The 17256-nt window shown below is 31.3% G+C and carries 17 protein-coding genes and 1 tRNA gene; 11 read left to right on the top strand and 7 right to left on the bottom strand.

All coding sequences use genetic code 11. The features are described 5' to 3' along the window. The first annotated feature begins 21 nt into the window (after positions 1 to 21). Positions 22 to 95 (top strand) — tRNA-Arg (locus tag J7E44_RS16825). A 270-nt stretch (positions 96 to 365) separates the two neighbouring features. On the opposite strand, the gene J7E44_RS16830 is transcribed toward J7E44_RS16825, so the two are convergent. Then, entirely contained in the window at positions 366 to 1037 is a 672-nt protein-coding gene (locus J7E44_RS16830) for a hypothetical protein (protein ID WP_214831571.1), read from the bottom strand. A 471-nt stretch (positions 1038 to 1508) separates the two neighbouring features. Further along, positions 1509 to 2054, bottom strand: a complete 546-nt coding sequence (locus J7E44_RS16835; protein ID WP_214831572.1) for a hypothetical protein — start codon at positions 2052 to 2054, stop codon at positions 1509 to 1511. Positions 2055 to 2145: 91 nt separating this feature from the next. Between J7E44_RS16835 and J7E44_RS16840 the strand changes: the two genes are divergently transcribed. The 3 genes from J7E44_RS16840 to J7E44_RS16850 all read left to right on the top strand — a co-directional run bounded on the left by J7E44_RS16840 (position 2146) and on the right by J7E44_RS16850 (position 4840). Further along, positions 2146 to 2379 carry a helix-turn-helix domain-containing protein gene (locus J7E44_RS16840; protein WP_214831573.1) on the top strand — a complete coding sequence of 78 codons (234 nt, stop codon included), beginning with the start codon at positions 2146 to 2148 and terminating at the stop codon, positions 2377 to 2379. Positions 2380 to 2548: 169 nt separating this feature from the next. Beyond that, positions 2549 to 2836 (top strand): hypothetical protein, encoded by a 288-nt coding sequence (locus tag J7E44_RS16845; RefSeq protein ID WP_214831574.1) that lies wholly within the window; start codon positions 2549 to 2551, stop codon positions 2834 to 2836. A gap of 195 nt (positions 2837 to 3031) precedes the next feature. Beyond that, the gene (locus J7E44_RS16850; protein ID WP_214831575.1) at positions 3032 to 4840 is read left to right on the top strand and encodes a hypothetical protein; all 1809 of its coding nucleotides are present in this window, start codon (positions 3032 to 3034) and stop codon (positions 4838 to 4840) included. A gap of 248 nt (positions 4841 to 5088) precedes the next feature. Here the strand turns inward: J7E44_RS16850 and J7E44_RS16855 are convergent, their stop codons facing one another. After that, positions 5089 to 6093: a serine hydrolase domain-containing protein gene (locus J7E44_RS16855; RefSeq protein WP_214831576.1), complete on the bottom strand. Its 1005-nt coding sequence runs from the start codon at positions 6091 to 6093 to the stop codon at positions 5089 to 5091. Between the two features lie 512 nt (positions 6094 to 6605). Here J7E44_RS16855 and J7E44_RS16860 point away from each other — a divergent pair. The 7 genes from J7E44_RS16860 (at position 6606) to J7E44_RS16890 (ending at position 13827) form a co-directional block, all read left to right on the top strand. Beyond that, positions 6606 to 7730 carry a helix-turn-helix domain-containing protein gene (locus J7E44_RS16860; RefSeq protein ID WP_214831577.1) on the top strand — a complete coding sequence of 375 codons (1125 nt, stop codon included), beginning with the start codon at positions 6606 to 6608 and terminating at the stop codon, positions 7728 to 7730. A 155-nt stretch (positions 7731 to 7885) separates the two neighbouring features. Next, the gene (locus J7E44_RS16865; RefSeq protein WP_214831578.1) at positions 7886 to 8932 is read left to right on the top strand and encodes a serine hydrolase domain-containing protein; all 1047 of its coding nucleotides are present in this window, start codon (positions 7886 to 7888) and stop codon (positions 8930 to 8932) included. 190 nt (positions 8933 to 9122) lie between these two features. Continuing rightward, positions 9123 to 9875 carry a hypothetical protein gene (locus J7E44_RS16870; RefSeq protein ID WP_214831579.1) on the top strand — a complete coding sequence of 251 codons (753 nt, stop codon included), beginning with the start codon at positions 9123 to 9125 and terminating at the stop codon, positions 9873 to 9875. Positions 9876 to 10050: 175 nt separating this feature from the next. After that, positions 10051 to 11187 carry a helix-turn-helix domain-containing protein gene (locus J7E44_RS16875; RefSeq protein ID WP_214831580.1) on the top strand — a complete coding sequence of 379 codons (1137 nt, stop codon included), beginning with the start codon at positions 10051 to 10053 and terminating at the stop codon, positions 11185 to 11187. Positions 11188 to 11276: 89 nt separating this feature from the next. Further along, complete coding sequence (locus tag J7E44_RS16880) at positions 11277 to 11816, top strand: DUF3575 domain-containing protein (RefSeq protein WP_214831581.1); 540 nt, start codon at positions 11277 to 11279, stop codon at positions 11814 to 11816. 512 nt (positions 11817 to 12328) lie between these two features. Then, a complete protein-coding gene (locus J7E44_RS16885) occupies positions 12329 to 12520 on the top strand; it encodes a cold-shock protein (protein ID WP_214831582.1) in 192 nt (63 codons plus the stop codon). Positions 12521 to 12987: 467 nt separating this feature from the next. Further along, entirely contained in the window at positions 12988 to 13827 is an 840-nt protein-coding gene (locus J7E44_RS16890; RefSeq protein ID WP_214831583.1) for a GLPGLI family protein, read from the top strand. 210 nt (positions 13828 to 14037) lie between these two features. Here the strand turns inward: J7E44_RS16890 and J7E44_RS16895 are convergent, their stop codons facing one another. The 4 genes from J7E44_RS16895 to J7E44_RS16910 form a co-directional block, all read right to left on the bottom strand. Further along, positions 14038 to 14433 carry a hypothetical protein gene (locus J7E44_RS16895; protein ID WP_214831584.1) on the bottom strand — a complete coding sequence of 132 codons (396 nt, stop codon included), beginning with the start codon at positions 14431 to 14433 and terminating at the stop codon, positions 14038 to 14040. A gap of 430 nt (positions 14434 to 14863) precedes the next feature. Then, positions 14864 to 15286 carry a hypothetical protein gene (locus J7E44_RS16900; protein ID WP_214831585.1) on the bottom strand — a complete coding sequence of 141 codons (423 nt, stop codon included), beginning with the start codon at positions 15284 to 15286 and terminating at the stop codon, positions 14864 to 14866. A gap of 879 nt (positions 15287 to 16165) precedes the next feature. Then, entirely contained in the window at positions 16166 to 16726 is a 561-nt protein-coding gene (locus J7E44_RS16905; protein ID WP_214831586.1) for a hypothetical protein, read from the bottom strand. Between the two features lie 18 nt (positions 16727 to 16744). After that, positions 16745 to 16981 (bottom strand): hypothetical protein, encoded by a 237-nt coding sequence (locus J7E44_RS16910; RefSeq protein ID WP_214831587.1) that lies wholly within the window; start codon positions 16979 to 16981, stop codon positions 16745 to 16747. Between the last annotated feature and the right edge of the window lie 275 nt (positions 16982 to 17256).

Genomic DNA, 17256 nt, shown 5'->3' on the forward strand with positions numbered 1-17256 from the left:
TATTTGCAAACCTTTAAGAAAGGCCTCGTGGCGCAACTGAATAGCGCATCTGATTACGGCTCAGAAGGTTACAGGTTTGAATCCTGTCGAGGTCACTAAAACGGCAAATATCTAAGATATTTGCCGTTTTTTATTTCTTAATTCTTTCAAGTTTGCGGAAAGCGTTTTTTCCAGGGTGATAACAGGATCAGGTAAACACAGTGCTTACTTTTTTGAATATTTAAATTTGCTTTTCGTGTTAAATATAAGTAATCGTCTTTCTTTCAACCTTAAAAGAATCAGACTCTGAATTTCACAAAATTAAATAAACATTGCCTTCAAATTATCTATGCATAAATTAGAGTTTCAAAGAAAATAAAAACTACTTATGTTTTTCTAATTGTATTCCGTGTAAGATAGATATAATTAAACATGCAAAATGTGGCTACCGCCCCAAAAGTATGCCATAAAAAGTGTGTTCCGAAACTCAACCATTCCCATTTATCAACGATGCGGAAAGTGAGTGCGAGAGTAAACGACAATAAAGCAAAGCCTACCCATTTACCTGCTTTCCACCTGGTATAGATTAAATAACTTAATACCGAAAAAAGCACAAATGAAGCCATGATTGCATAGTTTACGTTGATAAAGAGAGAAGTATTATCTACCAAAATCCAATTTCTCAAAGCAAACATAAGTAACAGATATACAAGAACCATTAAAACAGCATAGTACCATCTGATGCTCTGAGCTACAAAATAAAATCCGGCAGATAAACAGAGCAACATAATGGGCATCCAATCCATCATGATAAATACCGGCCATTGTCTGAATGAATGGTAAACAGTTCCCCCTATGGCACCAACATATAATAAAACTAAGCAGTAGGTTAAAAAAGGATATTCTTTAAAATTACCCTTCATTTTAAGGGTCCAAAAAATGGCTATGGCTAAAAATAATAGAGCAGTTATTGCATTTAACGGCTCAGGGAAAAACTGAGCCATATCTGTTTCTTTATATAACATGCCTCCGTCCGGAGGTATTGGGTTTATCGGCATTGTCTTTTTTTATATTATATTTCCAGGCATGCTTTAGAGTACAAAATACAAACACAAGCCGTTTTTTTAAACATTCGTAAACATTATACTACTATACTTCTTCTAAATATAGAAAAAATTATGGTATTATATACCTGGATGTGCCCGATCGTATTTTATAAAAATGTTAATTCTACTTCTTATACCAATAAACCAGATTGATTATTTTTTGATTCAGTTTGAAATTATTTTTTGATTAAAAAGATAAACGCAAAGTTCATTAATAATTCCGCTTTATTTTAAGGAGCAAAGTGATGCGACTTTGTCGCTGATGAAGCGGTATGCATATACATACGCTTCGATGAATCAACTTCGTTGATTCTATTCTTTGCTTTCTTACCATCAACAGTTTCAAAAATAAAAACTTTGCGTCAGAAAAACGCTTCATCTGTATCAAATACTCCCAACCATTTATTTAGCTGCTCAACCTTCTTATCCTGAATTGGTATCAGCCATCTTCTTTTCTCTCCTTCTTTGAAAAATGAGGTGTGCCGCATCCAGCATTTTAACCGTATGGATGTAGGGCATAACCATATTTCTTTCCGGTAGGTTTTCATAAACGCCCATTGAGAAATAGGCAATTCCAGACATAAAATAATCAAATTCTTTGATGCTGTATTCTCTGAATGCTGTTTTGAAAACCAGCAGCGGATTCCGGTATTCCTTCTCCGAAAGCAAACCAAGAACCAACGGGGAAATCTTTTCCGGCCGGGTATCGACCGTCCATTGCCTTTCCTTCAGCATGATGAGATATCCTGCCCGGATCAACGACCTCATCGACTGGTGAAACTGGAAGATCACCGCCGGATCTTCATTGATCCAGCTATTTCTCTTTACCGCATAATTCATAATATTACTGAGCCTTTCTTTGGAAACATCCAGCTCATTGAACTGAAAGAACGTTTCCATCAACTGCAATCCGGAGTGCTTCTTGCCTGCCCTAAACCGGGGAGCAAAATCTGTTTTTATCTTTTTCATTGTTTGTATTTTTTATAAATGTAGTAAAAGAATTTCAATCACGGTCGATCGACCGTGATTTTTTATTATTTAATTACTTCATTTGTTTTCTATGACAGATATAAACGAAAAAATTTGTTTATACATTACAAAAAAATGGTTGATACCTTGGCTTCAAGAAGGCAAGTCACAAAATTCTTTTGCCAAAAATCATGGCGTAGAAGAAAGTACCATTAGAAAAATTAAAAGTGAAGAAACTTACAGAGTACCAGTCGAAACACTTTTTAAAATATGTGAAGCAAGAAAAATTAGTTTATCTGATTTCTTTAAACTTATAAATGAATAATCCTGACGAGAGTTGGGATTTTTTTTTGCCGAAAATTTTCTGTAAAATTTTTAAGTAATCCGTAGAAATACTGAATTAAAATTTGGAAGTGCTTTTTATTTTTGTTGTTTACGGAAAGCCGTAATTATCTTATATGTTGCATTACTAAATTTGTTAAAAATATGATCTTATGAACTATCAAAAATCTCAAATGGTCTATTCAGACTATAAATGGTCGGCAAGAGCTGATCATGATAATCCAAAATTTATAGGGGCACAAGATGCTACTATGCTAAATAGAGAGGAAGGTTATGAAATGCTATATTTTATAAACAGTTTGGCTTTAACCTGGAGTTGGAATGATAATCTATCTTCACTTCAAAAATTAGAACGTATAATCAGAGTTGAAGTACCGACTAATATTCGAACGCATGTAGGAATTAAAAATTGGATAGAACAAAATTATAAGGAAATCTAGTATTTTCAGTTTACGCATAATATTAATAGAATCATAACTATAAAAATATTGATGAAAATTGAATGATTTATACTTTTAAATTTTATTTAATAAGAGCACTTCTGCTTACTAAAAGCTACAATTTCAATCTTCAGTCTGTGTTTCGTTGATATACTCTTGGTATACATTATTTACAAAAAACTAAATCATAATCAAATGACCGCCTCACAATTATTAGATAACATAATTCTACATGACAATGCTTACTTCTATATTAAAGATAAATCAGGATTTCTTTCAAAAAGAATTATAAAAGAAACTTTTTCAGAGGCATCTATTGATAAACATGGAAGGCCTTTACTAGAAATTGTCAAAGAACAAAAAACATTAAGCAATAGGAGTAAAATATTCTTTTCTATTTTAGTTTTTAAATATATAAAAAAACCTTCATTCACAGAAGAATTAATAACAAATTGGGAAGAAATAAAATTAGCATATATATGCATAATCGATTTTGAAGAGCATCTTGTTGTTGCTCGACGAAACATTTCCAAAATATCAGATTTTCTTAAGACATTTGAGCCATTGGATTACAACGTTATAACTTCTATATATTCACAAGATAGTACTTCTTTTGAAAAACTAAGTATGAATAATATGAATATTTCTGACAGAGCAATTAGGCAAAAAAGCTTAGAATCCCCAGACTTAAAAGAGAATGTATCTAGTTTTGGATTACAAGGATATATTCTTAATACAGTAAGAGTAAGTAACGATGACGAGAAAATTGCTTTATCTGTAAATTCATCAAGAATTAATCAACTTGGTCCCAAAAACACGTTTGATGGATTTTTAATATGGTGTAATAACACTGTAGAAAAAATAAAAAATTATGTTCCAAAAACAAATTTTTTATCTTCTTTTGCAACATCAATAGATTACTCAAAACACAAAGATGATTTAGTTCCAACGTCAATTCTTATTATATTAAGTAAAATTTACAAAGAATTTGAAGAGAATAAAATTAAAAAGTGCTTTTTTAGAATCAAAAAAAGGGATGAAATACTTGAAAGAAAAATTAACTTAATTCCAATTTTAAAACAATTTGAATATTTGTTAGAAATCGAAGAAACAGAGGGAGTATATAAAATAAAAAATAATATTATTAACGATTTATCTTTATTTCTAAATAATAAATCTATAGCTCTTCGTTCAAAAAAACTATCTAACCTTTTTATTGAATATGAAACAGATTTATGTTATCCTATTCTTTCAGTAATTAATTGGACTAGAAGTTACATAATCACATTTGATAACCCTGAATTCATTTATTGCAATAGAAAACTATTTAAAGATAGTCGCTTGCTAGGAAATTTAGATTCAATTTTAAAAATCTTCAAAGAAAATCCAGAACTTGAGAATGTTACTTCTGAAAAAGGAGAATTTCAAATTGATTCCACAAATTTCGAAACTAATTCTGTATTTGGATTTGTTGAAAATACATTTAAAACCAGCTATGAATATTTTATATGTGATGATCTCTCTAAGGAATGGGCAGATCATATAGGTTTAAATGAAGAATCAATTGCATTTTACCACTCAAAGCATAAAAATTCAAATTTTTCAGCTTCTGATTTTCAAGATATAATAGGTCAAGCATTAAAAAATTTAGGAAACTTATCTCCATCCGATGATCAATGGGAAATCAAAGAAAGGCTTTGGAACAATTTATACAAAAATGATTCCGTAGAAACTCAAATATCTAGAATCAGAACAGGTCAAAACTCAAATGAAGCTATTTCATATTTCAAAAGAATAAAAAGCTATCCAAATATAAAAAAGCAAGTTCATATAGTTATAAACTTTATCTCTAAATCTGCTCTAGAAGATAGATTACATAAATTAAAAAATGGTGAATCTTTTAGTGAGAGAAATGAAGTTATTCAAATTTTATGGTTTATTTCTTCTCTTATTTCAAGTTGCTTTGAAGCAAATACAGAAGTTTATATACATTGTAAACCGTAGAACACATTTTCGATGTAAATTCCCCTGATCTCTGAAGCCTCCTGACTTTCAAACAAGTTTAAAGAAAATCATCTTATTTACTAGCTCAAACTCCGGAGACTTTTACAGCAGACTGCTGACAGTATCGATGTTGATAAAGAAACAAGTGGCAATTTCTTTATTCCCTTTCCATTACTGCTAATTGATGGCTCATCATGAGCTGATATCTTCGTAAGTAAGGAACACGATGTGGCGGTTTACATTAGTTTTTACTCAAGCAATATCCCTATAATTTCCTCATACAATGCCTGTAACTGTTCCTCTTTTATAGCATCGATAAGCGTTCCCGTGTTTGTACACAGGACGACGCTGGTATTTTTGGAAGGAAAATAAAAAGCATAGGCTCCGGCTCCAACACCACTACCCTCGTGGCCAATTGCATGCAGGCCGCTATTGGTTTTATAAAAATATAGCCCTAAGCCATATATCGGAGTACCCTGATAACTAACTGCAACCTTCATTTCTTCCAGCGATGCGGATGACAGTACCGTTTTGTTATGGAGCAGCCTGTAATAAAATCCAGCTATATCCTGAACGGAAGCAACAATACCATCATCCCCAATAAGGGTAAGTACTGTACCCAACTGCAACTCGCTCATATCGGTAAAAGTGCCGTCTATTTCCAGATAGTTAGCCGTCGTCCCTTTGGGAGCCGTAGTGCTTGCCGAGCCCGCTATATAATAGGTGTTGGAAAGTCCAATGGCGTTAATTATTTTGTCCGTAATATACTTTCGATGCCCGTTTTGAGTAACGCTATCAATAATAAGAGCCAGCAAGTGATAATTTATATTGCAATAGCCAAATGAGGTGCCGGGTGCAAATTTTGCAGGTTGATCGTATATATAGCTCAATACCTGTTCGCTCGTCATAGGCAGTGGCCCTGCAACAACATCGTTTAAAAACTGATCGTTATCTAAATAATCAGGAAGACCTGATGTCATATTAAGCAGTTGCCTTACCGTAATGATATTTCCGTTTGGCAGATGATTACAAATGTTAGGAAGATAGATGTTTACTTTGGCATCGAGATTAATTTTGCCCTCCTCTTTTAGCTTTAGAACAGCCACTGCGGTAAAGGTTTTTGAAATACTCTGCATATAGTGAAGGGCAGAAGCAGCCATCGGCTTTTCATTAATTACTGCGTCTCCTGCAACCAGGGTATAATTCTCTGAAACTGTTTGTACACTAAGGCTTAAGCCGGGGAAGTTGGACAAAGCTGTATTAAGTTTTTGCTGGGCCAGCGCTTTTCGATCAGGTGAGGGATTTGAATCGTCACTTCTACATGAGGTGATGAAAATAACAACAGCTAGTAATAAAAACTTTTTCATAACATGTAATTTGAATTATTTAAATACAAAATTCACGTAAGAAAATTGAGAAGAGGTTTCAAAAGCTTAAAAGTGCATAAAATGGTACCTATTTGCTGGTATTTTTATACTCGTTTGGTGTCTCGACAATTTTTTTGAAGGTTTTTATGAAAAGTTGTTTTTGAAGTAAAGCCATCTTCTAATCCCATCGCCGGCAAATTATAATTTTCATTCAGAATTTAAAATCATTTCCCTAACTGCAAAACTCAATAACATTGCCCCCCATTTTCGGGTTGAAATAATCTTATTTTACCCGCTCAAAGTCGCAAGACTTTCCACAGCAGAGCACAATATTTTAAAAATGATTCTTGACCATCATTTCTCTTTATGACTTATATCCTATTTTTGTAAAAAAACTAATGGACAAATTAAGTTTTCTGGAAGTTATTGCTGCGATGGCCGTTTTTATATCGCTGCTGCTTTCTGTTTTTTTATTAACGGTAAAAACAGAAAGAAAACTGGAAAACAGATTATTTGCAGCGTTCCTTATCATGAATGCCATTGATATCAGCGGAATTTTCATGCACCTTTTTGTGGACAGCTATAATCTGAAAGCTTTCAAAATATCTGCTTACTTATTGGTAATGCCTCTTTTTTATCTGTACGTGAATGCTGTTTGTTATTCTGATTTCACCTTAAAAAGAAAGCATTTACTGCATCTTATTCCTTTTACTGTTGCCAACTTAATGTTGGTTCCAAGACTTTATCTGGCAGAAGGTGCTGCTAAAGAAGCTTTCTTTACCACGATGTGGCAATCTCCTGAAATGTTTGTATATCAGCTCATCGGGGAACTGCAGTTTTTCTTTTATATCGTTGCCGTATTCATTGTGCTTAAAAAATATAAGAAGATTTATCTTGAAAACTACACGAATCCCAACACCTTGTTATACCAATGGCTGTTTCAGCTTACCACCATTTTCCTATTCATCCATGTATGTATTATTTTTAAAAATATCATACGATATACGGCATACAACGATCTATTTATCTGGATCCATATTGTAGCGGGAACTTCCTTTTTACTGGCTGCCTGCTGGTTTATATTAAAGGCATTAAATTATCCAGAGCTTTTTCGAAGAATTGATTCTACGTTACAACCGACAGAAGATTTTGCAGAAACATTAGAAACTGAAAATAAAACCGATGAAACAAAAAGCATTCAGATCGAACAGCTTAAAATATTTATGGTTGAAAAAGAACCTTTCCTGGAACCTTCATTAACGATTCAGGAATTAGCGGACCAGGTGAACATTCCTGTTCGTGAGTTGTCCGTATTGATTAACCATCACCTTAATCAGCACTTTTTTGATTTTGTAAATGAATACCGCGTTAAAAAAGCAATGACCCTTCTGAAAGATCCCACGAAAAAACAATATACGGTGTTAGAAATTTTATATGAAGTGGGTTTTAATTCAAAATCTTCTTTTCATACATCATTTAAAAAATACACGAACCAAACGCCAACAGCATTCAGAAATAGTTGATAATTAATTCATTGTAAATAATCGAACTTTGAATTGCAGATAATCGGACTCATTGTATTCATTAAAATGAGTCCGACTTTTTTATATGGACTTTTTTCAGGATTCTCTACAGCATATTTGCGTCAGATTATGAATATCAAATTAAAATTCTGACCATGAAATATGTAACCCTTATTTTATTTTTTGCCTTAGTTGGGTGTAATAGTGTTCACCCAACCCATCAACAAAATATTGAAAATGCCATTACAAAAAATGCTCTTCAGTTATTAGAGGACAGAAGATTTCATTCTGTTTCCATTGCCGTGCTTAAAGATGGAAAATCTACCATCAAACATTTTGGAGAATTAACGATTGGAAAGGGAAACAAACCCAACGATTCCACCCTTTATGAATTAGCTTCTGTCACTAAAACTTTTACAGGTTATGTAGCCGCTAAAGCCGTACTTGATCAAAAAATACATTTAGAGGATGATATCAGACTCTATCTTAACGAACCATACCCCAATTTAGAGTTCAAAGGTGAGCCTATAAGAATCAAACATCTCATCACCCATACCAGTGGATTTCCTAATTTCCCTATAAAAAGCGAAAATAAGAAGGCTTTTTTTGAAGGATTGAAACTCATCAAAATTGAAACGAAGCCGGGAGAAGTCTATTCTTATTCAAACACGGCTCCGGAGCTGACCGCCTATATCCTTGAAAAAGTGTATCAAAAATCTTTTGAGGGATTGGTCACTGAATGTATTTTGAAGCCCAATACCATGAACCAAACAAAATTTACACTCACTGAAAATGACAGAACAAGATTGGTAAAAGGTTATAACGATAAAAATGAGTTAATGCCTAACTTCAACAGAACTTTATGGGGTGGAATCTCAGGATTGCACTCTACAACAACAGATTTAGTGAAATATATGAAACTGCAGCTTGACCAGTCAAACCTTATTGTCAACGAATCTCATAAAAAATTATACAAAGAAGGTTCTGATTTTTGGGAAGGATATCATTGGTATATCATAGAAAATGACAATGAATTCATTTACAGACATCACGGTGGTATATACGGAATGCAGAATTGGTTTGTGATTTATCCTAAACAAAATATAGGAATATCCATATTGACCAACACCAGCTTTAATGAAACTGGAGAAATTTTAGAAAAAGTAGTTGATAAGTTGTATGATGACATCAAGGTAAACTAAAAATAGGCAACAATATATTTTAATGGACTCAATCTAATCTTTTAGTAATAGCATATGATTGGAATATGAGAATGGGTACGAAGTTAGAGGGTCAACAGGTCCGCGAATATGAGAAGTATAAAACAACCGTTAAAGGCCATTGGGTTTTAAAGCAAAAACTTAGTAATTTTAAAATCTTAAATCCATGGAGATGAGAATATCTTTTTCAATTATTTTATTATTTTTTTGGTCTTTTTCAAATTCCCAGATTTCAATGTTGGTAAAGGAATTACCTTCAGAAAAATATAAATATTATGTACCGGATAATGATGAGGCAACAAATTACGAATATCAATATCCTGGACACCTTGTAGAGATAACAATATCAAATACATCGGATAAAAGTGTATCTTTTCCGATTGATACAGCTAGCTATGCAATGCCTTTTACCGATAATATCGAGCTATATTATAATAGTAAGCCCAATATAATTTCTAAGGGTGATCGTTATAATGTTCTGGGAGCATATGCTTTTATATATCAAAAAGGAATATTTAAGGATTTTGATGCAGGAAATGATCCTTTTTATGAAGAGGAACAGTTGGTTGAAATACAAAAAATTGAAAATACCAGACTTCAGAAGATCCACGAATGGAAAGAGGCAAAAAAAATTACTGATGAATTATTTGCCACCTATAATTGGTATATGATGACGCATATGGTAACCATCTTACCCCATGATAAAATCACATATAAATTGTATTTTAATCCATTCTTAAAGAAAATGTCTGAATATAGTGATAGACTTTATTATGATCAATTAGATTCTAAAATTCCATACAATGTCACTTTTAGATTGATACTTAATAAAAATTTGTATCAATTTCTAACTTTAGAGGATAAAAAGAAATATCCTGATTTATTTATAGGGACAATATCTTCAAATTCTCTTATTTTTAAATAAGAGACAAATCAATTTTTAATTCTTTCAACTTTGCGGAAAGCCCTTTTTCCTATAATTATAACTGGATTAGATGCAGTTGAACTCATTTCCTTAAAAAAGTTAATTGTTTTTATCAATTCGTATGAAAGAACTACATTTAGCCACCACAAATCTTTAAAACAACTCCTATAAAAAATTGATTTATACAACACTTTTAAATATTGCTATTTTTCAGGGAATAGTCTTAGGCTTGGTTATTTTAAAGTCTTCTCTCTTTAATAGCAATTCAAATAAATATTTAGCCTGCTTACTATTTACACTTTCAATTAAATTACTGAATCATGTTTTTGAGATTCAACAGGTATTCACCTCCTATCCTCTTCTCCATATTATAGACAACATCGAGTGGGTATTCCTAATGCCTGCTTTCCTATTCCTGTTTATTAAAAGCAGAACTGATCATACCGGAAAATGGAAACAAAAAAATTATTTGTATTTTATTCCGTTTGCCTATTCCGCTGTCCTTAATATTATAAACGATCTTGATCATGTTGCAGGGGTTTATACGTTTTCTGAGTCAGGTAACCGTATCATCGGAATACTTGGATTGATTCATCTTTTTTTAGCCGTTACATTCATCCCATTCCTTCCGGTTTACTCTTATTTTATGATAAGACGTTTAAAAGATTCACAGGAAAAAAAATGGATACTTACCTTATTAACAATGGTTTCTTTCGTGCTATTTGCCTGGCTTATTACTGCTCTGGCCGGCTTACTTCTTGACTATGATATTTCTTCTACGATGAGTGTCCTGGCTTTATGTGCAACATTTATCATTCATTGGACCTCTTATATAGGCATTTACAAATATAAACTTGCTAAAAATAAAGAGGCTATCTCCAATTTTCTAAACAATGATCCGGCTATTTCGTATCCCAATCTGCAAATTGTAGAAAATAATACACCACAAGAATATAAGGAATCTATCACAGCGGATAATCTTTATTTTCAAAAACTGGAACTTCTTTGCAAGGATCAGCACATTTATACCGACAGTACCTTAAACAGAGAAAAAGTCGCTGAAAAACTAGGCATAAGTGCGGGATATGTTTCACAAATTGTAAACACGATAACAGGAGACAACTTTGCCCATTATATCAATCAATACCGAGTGGAAGCAGTGAAGGAAATGATGTCAAATTCAGAATATGACAACTATACTTTGCTGACGATGGGATTAGAATCCGGGTTTACTTCAAAAACGACTTTTTATAAAGCCTTTAAAAAAGTTACCGGTCAGACCCCCAATGAATATAAAAATACCAGCAAATAAGTACCATTTTATCCAGTTTTAAGGTTTTGAAACCCGTTCTAATTTTTATTATTTGAGTTTTGCATTCAAATAATTCAAATTAATTTTTTATGAAAAAAACCTTTTTACTACTCATCATTTTGTTTGCTTTTAATTCTGTGAATGCTCAAAATGAAACTGATGCAAATCCTTATCAGAAAAACAATGAAATCAAATTAAATTTAATCGCGCCCTTATCCGGTGCTGTGGAAGCAGGTTATGAACGGCATTTAAATAAAAACTCATCACTGGGGATTTCTGGATTTTTTGTTTATGATCATAAAAAAGAAAAGGATACGAATTACTTCATCTCCCCATACTACAGATACTATTTTGGAAAAAAATATGCTTCCGGCTTTTTTGTTGAAGGATTTGGAATGTTCACGTCCATTGATGGAAAAAAAATATACTCAGCAGACCACCTCACATTCACTGAAAACAAAGATGTTTATGATGTGGCACTGGGTGCTGGCCTTGGCTGGAAGTTGGTCACAAAAAAAGGATTGGTTTTTGAAGCCAATGCAGGCTACGGAAAACTTTTGTTCAATGGAGATAAAACAGAGCATGGCGTGGTTGCAAAGTTTGGATTGAGTATTGGTTATCGGTTTTAATATAAATAGATCTAAAACTAAAGCATAACAGGAATTTTACCTGTAGTAGATAAAACACAAAACTGAAGAAAGAACAAAATCCTGACGAGAGTTGGGATTTGTTTTCGTAAATGGATATAGAAGTAGCTATACTGACTGCTTTATCTTCAATTAAAATCATCAAAATTATATGTTAATTTTACAACTGATTAGTCCTATTAAATAAATAAAAATTAAAAAAAGCTCATTTTCAATAAATTATGTGTATATTTGTAAAATAATCAGGCTTCTGCCAGTGCTTCTTCTGATTTTTGAATTTATTCTTATCCATCAGTCTTCGCATTTTCAGCCGCTAATTTTTGTCATCAATATAACCGGTGCAGTACCTTTTCCAACTTGAATACTTTCAAGATTAAAAAAATACCAACATCATTTCTTGCTTACAAATCGATTAACTACTGTTTTGATATAATCAATTCAATAGTGGCGGTAGCCAAAATAAATAGAATACAATAATTTTTTAATACAATACAATGCAACAAGGAACAGTAAAATTCTTTAACGATGCCAAAGGATTTGGTTTTATTACTCCATCAAATGGTGGTCAAGACGTTTTCGTACACACTTCAGGATTAGTAGATAACATTCGTGAAAACGATGTTGTAACATTCGATGTACAAAACGGAGCGAAAGGCGTTAACGCAATCAATGTTAAATTGGTTTAATTTCTGAAGATTAAAATACTTCAATCGAAATATAAAGCAGATAATTAATTTTATCTGCTTTTTTTTTGTCTTAATAAATAACCTTTTTAATGGTGCTTCTGTATTATGTGCCAACAATTTAAATGAAAATATTAATGAAAAGTTTGAGGATTTTTCCTTCCCTCTACTCTTCAAAATTATGATTTCTGGAAGCATTGATGTCTTTGAAGTGATAGCTGAAAAAATTATCTAACTTTTCATATGGTATTAAAAAGTTCTTTTTCTTTTTTCAGTAAAAATAATTTTAATGGCTTTCTCTTTGGTTTTTTCAACTCTCCCACACAAAGTTTCTTTCTATCCATTTTTGACCAACATATCAGGTTTTTTTGATCCAGTAATATACTAGATATATAAAAAATATAAATTGATTAAACTTACTATTATGTAAATTTGAAAAAATATAATAGCCACTATTCAAATACGAAGTTATGAGAAAATTTATATTAATTATTTACATTTTGTCATTCAATTTGTCATTTTCGCAAACTCATCGTTTTATCTATGAACTCAAATATAAAAGTGATTCTTTAGAAAATATTTATTCTACAGAGGAAATGGTCTTGGATATTAACCCGACAGACGTAAAATTTTATGAATATGGTTTTATCGAGAACGATTCTCTGATGAAATTACCAGAACACCAATACGCCCAACACACGAGTCAAACAGGACTAACAATTTCAAGAAAAAAAGATTCTAATAAAAATATTAATTACGCTCAAATCAGGATGATGCCTTTTTATTACTTATTTGAAACAATTGATGAGATGAAATGGCACATACAAAAAGACACAAAAATTATTGACAAATATAAACTGCAAAAAGCAACGACCAATTTTGGAGGACGACATTGGACTGCGTGGTTTGCAATTGAACTTCCAATTTCAGAAGGCCCTTACAAATTCAGAAACCTTCCAGGACTTATTCTGTTTTTAGAAGATTCCAAACAAAATTATCTGTTTAGTTTTGTTCGAAACAAAAATTTCCCCAAAACATATGATACTAAAGAATTTTTAGAAACCCACTATGGAATGAATCCAATAAAACTTAATCAAAAAAATTGGATTAAATTAAACCTGGAATTTTATAATGACCCTTACGCCAGGATGAGAACGGAATTTCAGCCAAGTTGGAATGTCCAAATTAATGGCAGGAAAATCAAAGCAAAAGAAGAATTCAACGAGTTAACAAAATCAACTCAAAACGATATTCGACAATATTACAATCCCATTGAATTAGATAAAGCTATTCCATATCCTGATAAATAAGGGGCATACCCCCACTCTGGTGCCAGCGTAACGCTCGTTGCCTATTTCATATATTGCAAATTTAAATCTATTTCCAAAATCTCCTGATCATCATTATAGCATGGGTAAATAAATGTAAATCAAAATGTTATCCCATTAAATTAATAACATTGAGCTCGCGACAACAAGGTAATGTTTATAGTATCTATTATCTTATAATTATTGAAATCTTTATAAATGTTTTTCTAACTTTTCACAAAAAGTATTTTCAATTTCACACAGCCTTTCTTTTGATATAATTTTCATTAAAAAGCCTTTTTCTTGTAAATTATTAATAAAATCTTTTCCTAAATTAAACGAAACATCTTTTTCTAAATAATATATTAAATATGATGGCCAAATCCACTCTCCATCACTATAGTAAATTTGTGGCGCAATAAGCCTATTATTTTCTACATCAATAAAAACACCCATCCAGCTTAGGATGATATTTCCATTTTTTAAATAGTTAATAATATTTATTCTCAAATTCTCATCCATGTCATAATCTTTTGCGCTTCTATAATCATTAAGTGCAAGAACTTCAGGAATATTATTATATTCTTTTATAAATCCAATATATTTCATTTCTATTTTATTGTTGTGTTAAAAAATGTTCTGAATTTACCGCCTTCAAAAACTTGATAACTCCCACACTGGCACTAGCATCACGCTCGTTGCCCACTCTCATATTGCAAATTTAAATCTATTTCCAAAATCTCCTGATCATCCTTATAGTAATTTCTTACACTACTATATTTCCATTCATAATGGTTCTGTTATAAAACCACTTTCAAACCCACTTAACTTTTAAATACCATAAATAAAGATCCGAGAAAATGTATTTTCTCGGATTTATTTATAGATTGTTAATCTTTATTCGGACACGAGCGTGACGCTCGCGCCAGCACGGGGAGTTCTTCTAAATTGATTTTCATATCTACAATATAGTAAAAAGCCAGCTTTCTAAGAGCTGGCTTTCTTGTTTATAATTCTTAAATTAATATATTATAAATATTTATAAAATCTCTAATCCCATGTACTTTTTAGAAACGGAATCAATTAAAGAATAATCTTTCGATGTCATTTCCCAAAAACCATCATCAAAAAATTCTAAACATATTTGATTGTTTTTATAAGAGTCTTCTTCATTAGAATATCTTTTAATACTTTGTATATTATCATTTATTAAGATTTCAATCTCAAATATTTGTTCTATATTATTTATTGATTGCAAAAACAAATCTGAATTTGGAAATATATTAATTTCCTTTGACAATTTTTCATTAGAATCATCTTTTGTTATACCATAAAATCTCACAATTCCAAAGTTATAAAATTCGAATTTTGAATTAGATTCAATAATATCATATAAAAAAGAGATTAATTCATTACTTTCACTTTGATTGCTTGCTATTTTTATTTTTTTATATTCTAACATATCTATTAAATTAATTAATCAATTGGAAATGCTTGTTTCCCTCGTGCTTTTGAACCTCCTGTTGGATTAGGTTCCCCCACGCTGGCGCGAGCGTCACGCTCGTTGCCCATTCTCATATTACAAATTTAAATCTATTTCCAAAATTTCCCGATCATCATTATAGTAATTTCTTGCACTACTATATTTCCATCCATAAAGCTCTGTTATAAAACCTCTTCAGGCTCACTTAATTTTTAAATACCATAAATAAAAATCCGAGAAAATGTATTTTCTCGGATCTAATTCTAAATTATTCTTTATTCAGACACGAGCGTTACGCTCACGCCAACAGGGGGAAAAAAATTCTTAGGCATCGGGTTTTCAACTTCAAAATGTTCAAATTTGTAAACCTTATCTAATGATCTGCCCTCTAACTTCGAAGATAATCCATAAACTTCTGTACCAGCTAAAGTAATTCCATTATGTTTTTTAATTATGTATTTAAAATCTTCGGGAAATTTAAATCATATTTCTTCTTCTAATTTTTCGATAAGAGAATCTAAAATAACCTCATCTAAAAGCAAAATTTCATTAGAAAATTTGTACAGTTTTTCTAAACTTTTTTTATAACGATCTGTCATTTTTTTAACCAACTTTCTCGTTTATTTCTTTTTAATGAATTATTATATTTAAGAAAGGTATAGACTAGCATTCTATAAATATCTCTACTTTAAATAATACAAAAGCCAACTTCTAAAGGCTGGCTTCTGTGTTTGTTTGTAACTTATATTTATATTTTTGTAGGGATTTTTAAAATGCTTTTAATCTATAAAAAAATAATATCTTATATTACTTAATTAATACAAATATAAAAAGCTCATACTAAAATAGATTACAATTTTAAATATAGTATGGATTATTTTGTTTAGTGTAACATTTTGGACACTCTATTATCCCTTGATTATTAAATGTTTCCCAAGAGTCATCGCAGTTGACACACATCACCCAGTTGTCTCCAACGGAAATAGCTTTTTGTAGTCGATTATCAGGAAATTCATTATCAATTAAAAATTTATACTTTTTAAAAATAGTATTTGCATTTCCAATATCATCCATCATTTCTTCTTCAAAGAATTTATTATTCTTCCATTCATTGAAAGTAATTAGATTAGGAAATGTAGGTTGATCTATAGGATACTTTTCCACACCAGTAAAGCCAACCCAGTATTGTGACATTCTATTGTCTGTAATAATAAAAAATTCTGAAGGGTAATTAAATGGGTAAATGCTTCCTCCTTCATCCATAATAAAAAAATTGACAGTTCCTTCATTGGTATATTCTATTGCATAAACAGTATATTCTTCTCCAATGGTTAAAGGAAATCGTTCATATGGTATTTGCCAGTTGATTTTATACTTGACATTTTCTGGATTATCTATTTTTATATATTTAATTCTCATTTTTTAATTTTTTAATTTCTATGGATATCGATGTCCTCTACTCTTTGCATTTGTCCCATCTTTAATTTTAAATCCTGATCTTTGTCCTGTTTGTATATTCTCATCATAATGAACCTCAGTTACTGTACTACTGTCACCATGCTTATGACTATGTTTCATTTTTTTGTTATGTTTATATTTCAGGGTGTCACCTAGTTTTCCTTTCATAATTTCTCCCACGCTGGCGCGAGCGTCACGCTCGTTGCCCACTCTCATATTACAAATTTAAATCTATTTCCAAAATCTCCTGATCATCATTATAGTAATTTCTTACACTACTATATTCCATTCATAAGATTCTGTTATAAAACCTCTTCAGACTCACTTAACTTTTAAAGATCATAAAAAAAGATCCAAGAAAATGTATTTTCTCGGATCAATTTATAAATGTTGATATTCTATTTGCTTTTATCATAGAATGCAATAGCATGGGTAAATAAATGTAAATCAAAATGTTATCCCATTAAGTTAATAGCATTGAGCTCGCGACA

It is taken from the genome of Chryseobacterium sp. ISL-6 (assembly GCF_018613715.1).
Classification (GTDB): domain Bacteria; phylum Bacteroidota; class Bacteroidia; order Flavobacteriales; family Weeksellaceae; genus Chryseobacterium; species Chryseobacterium paludis.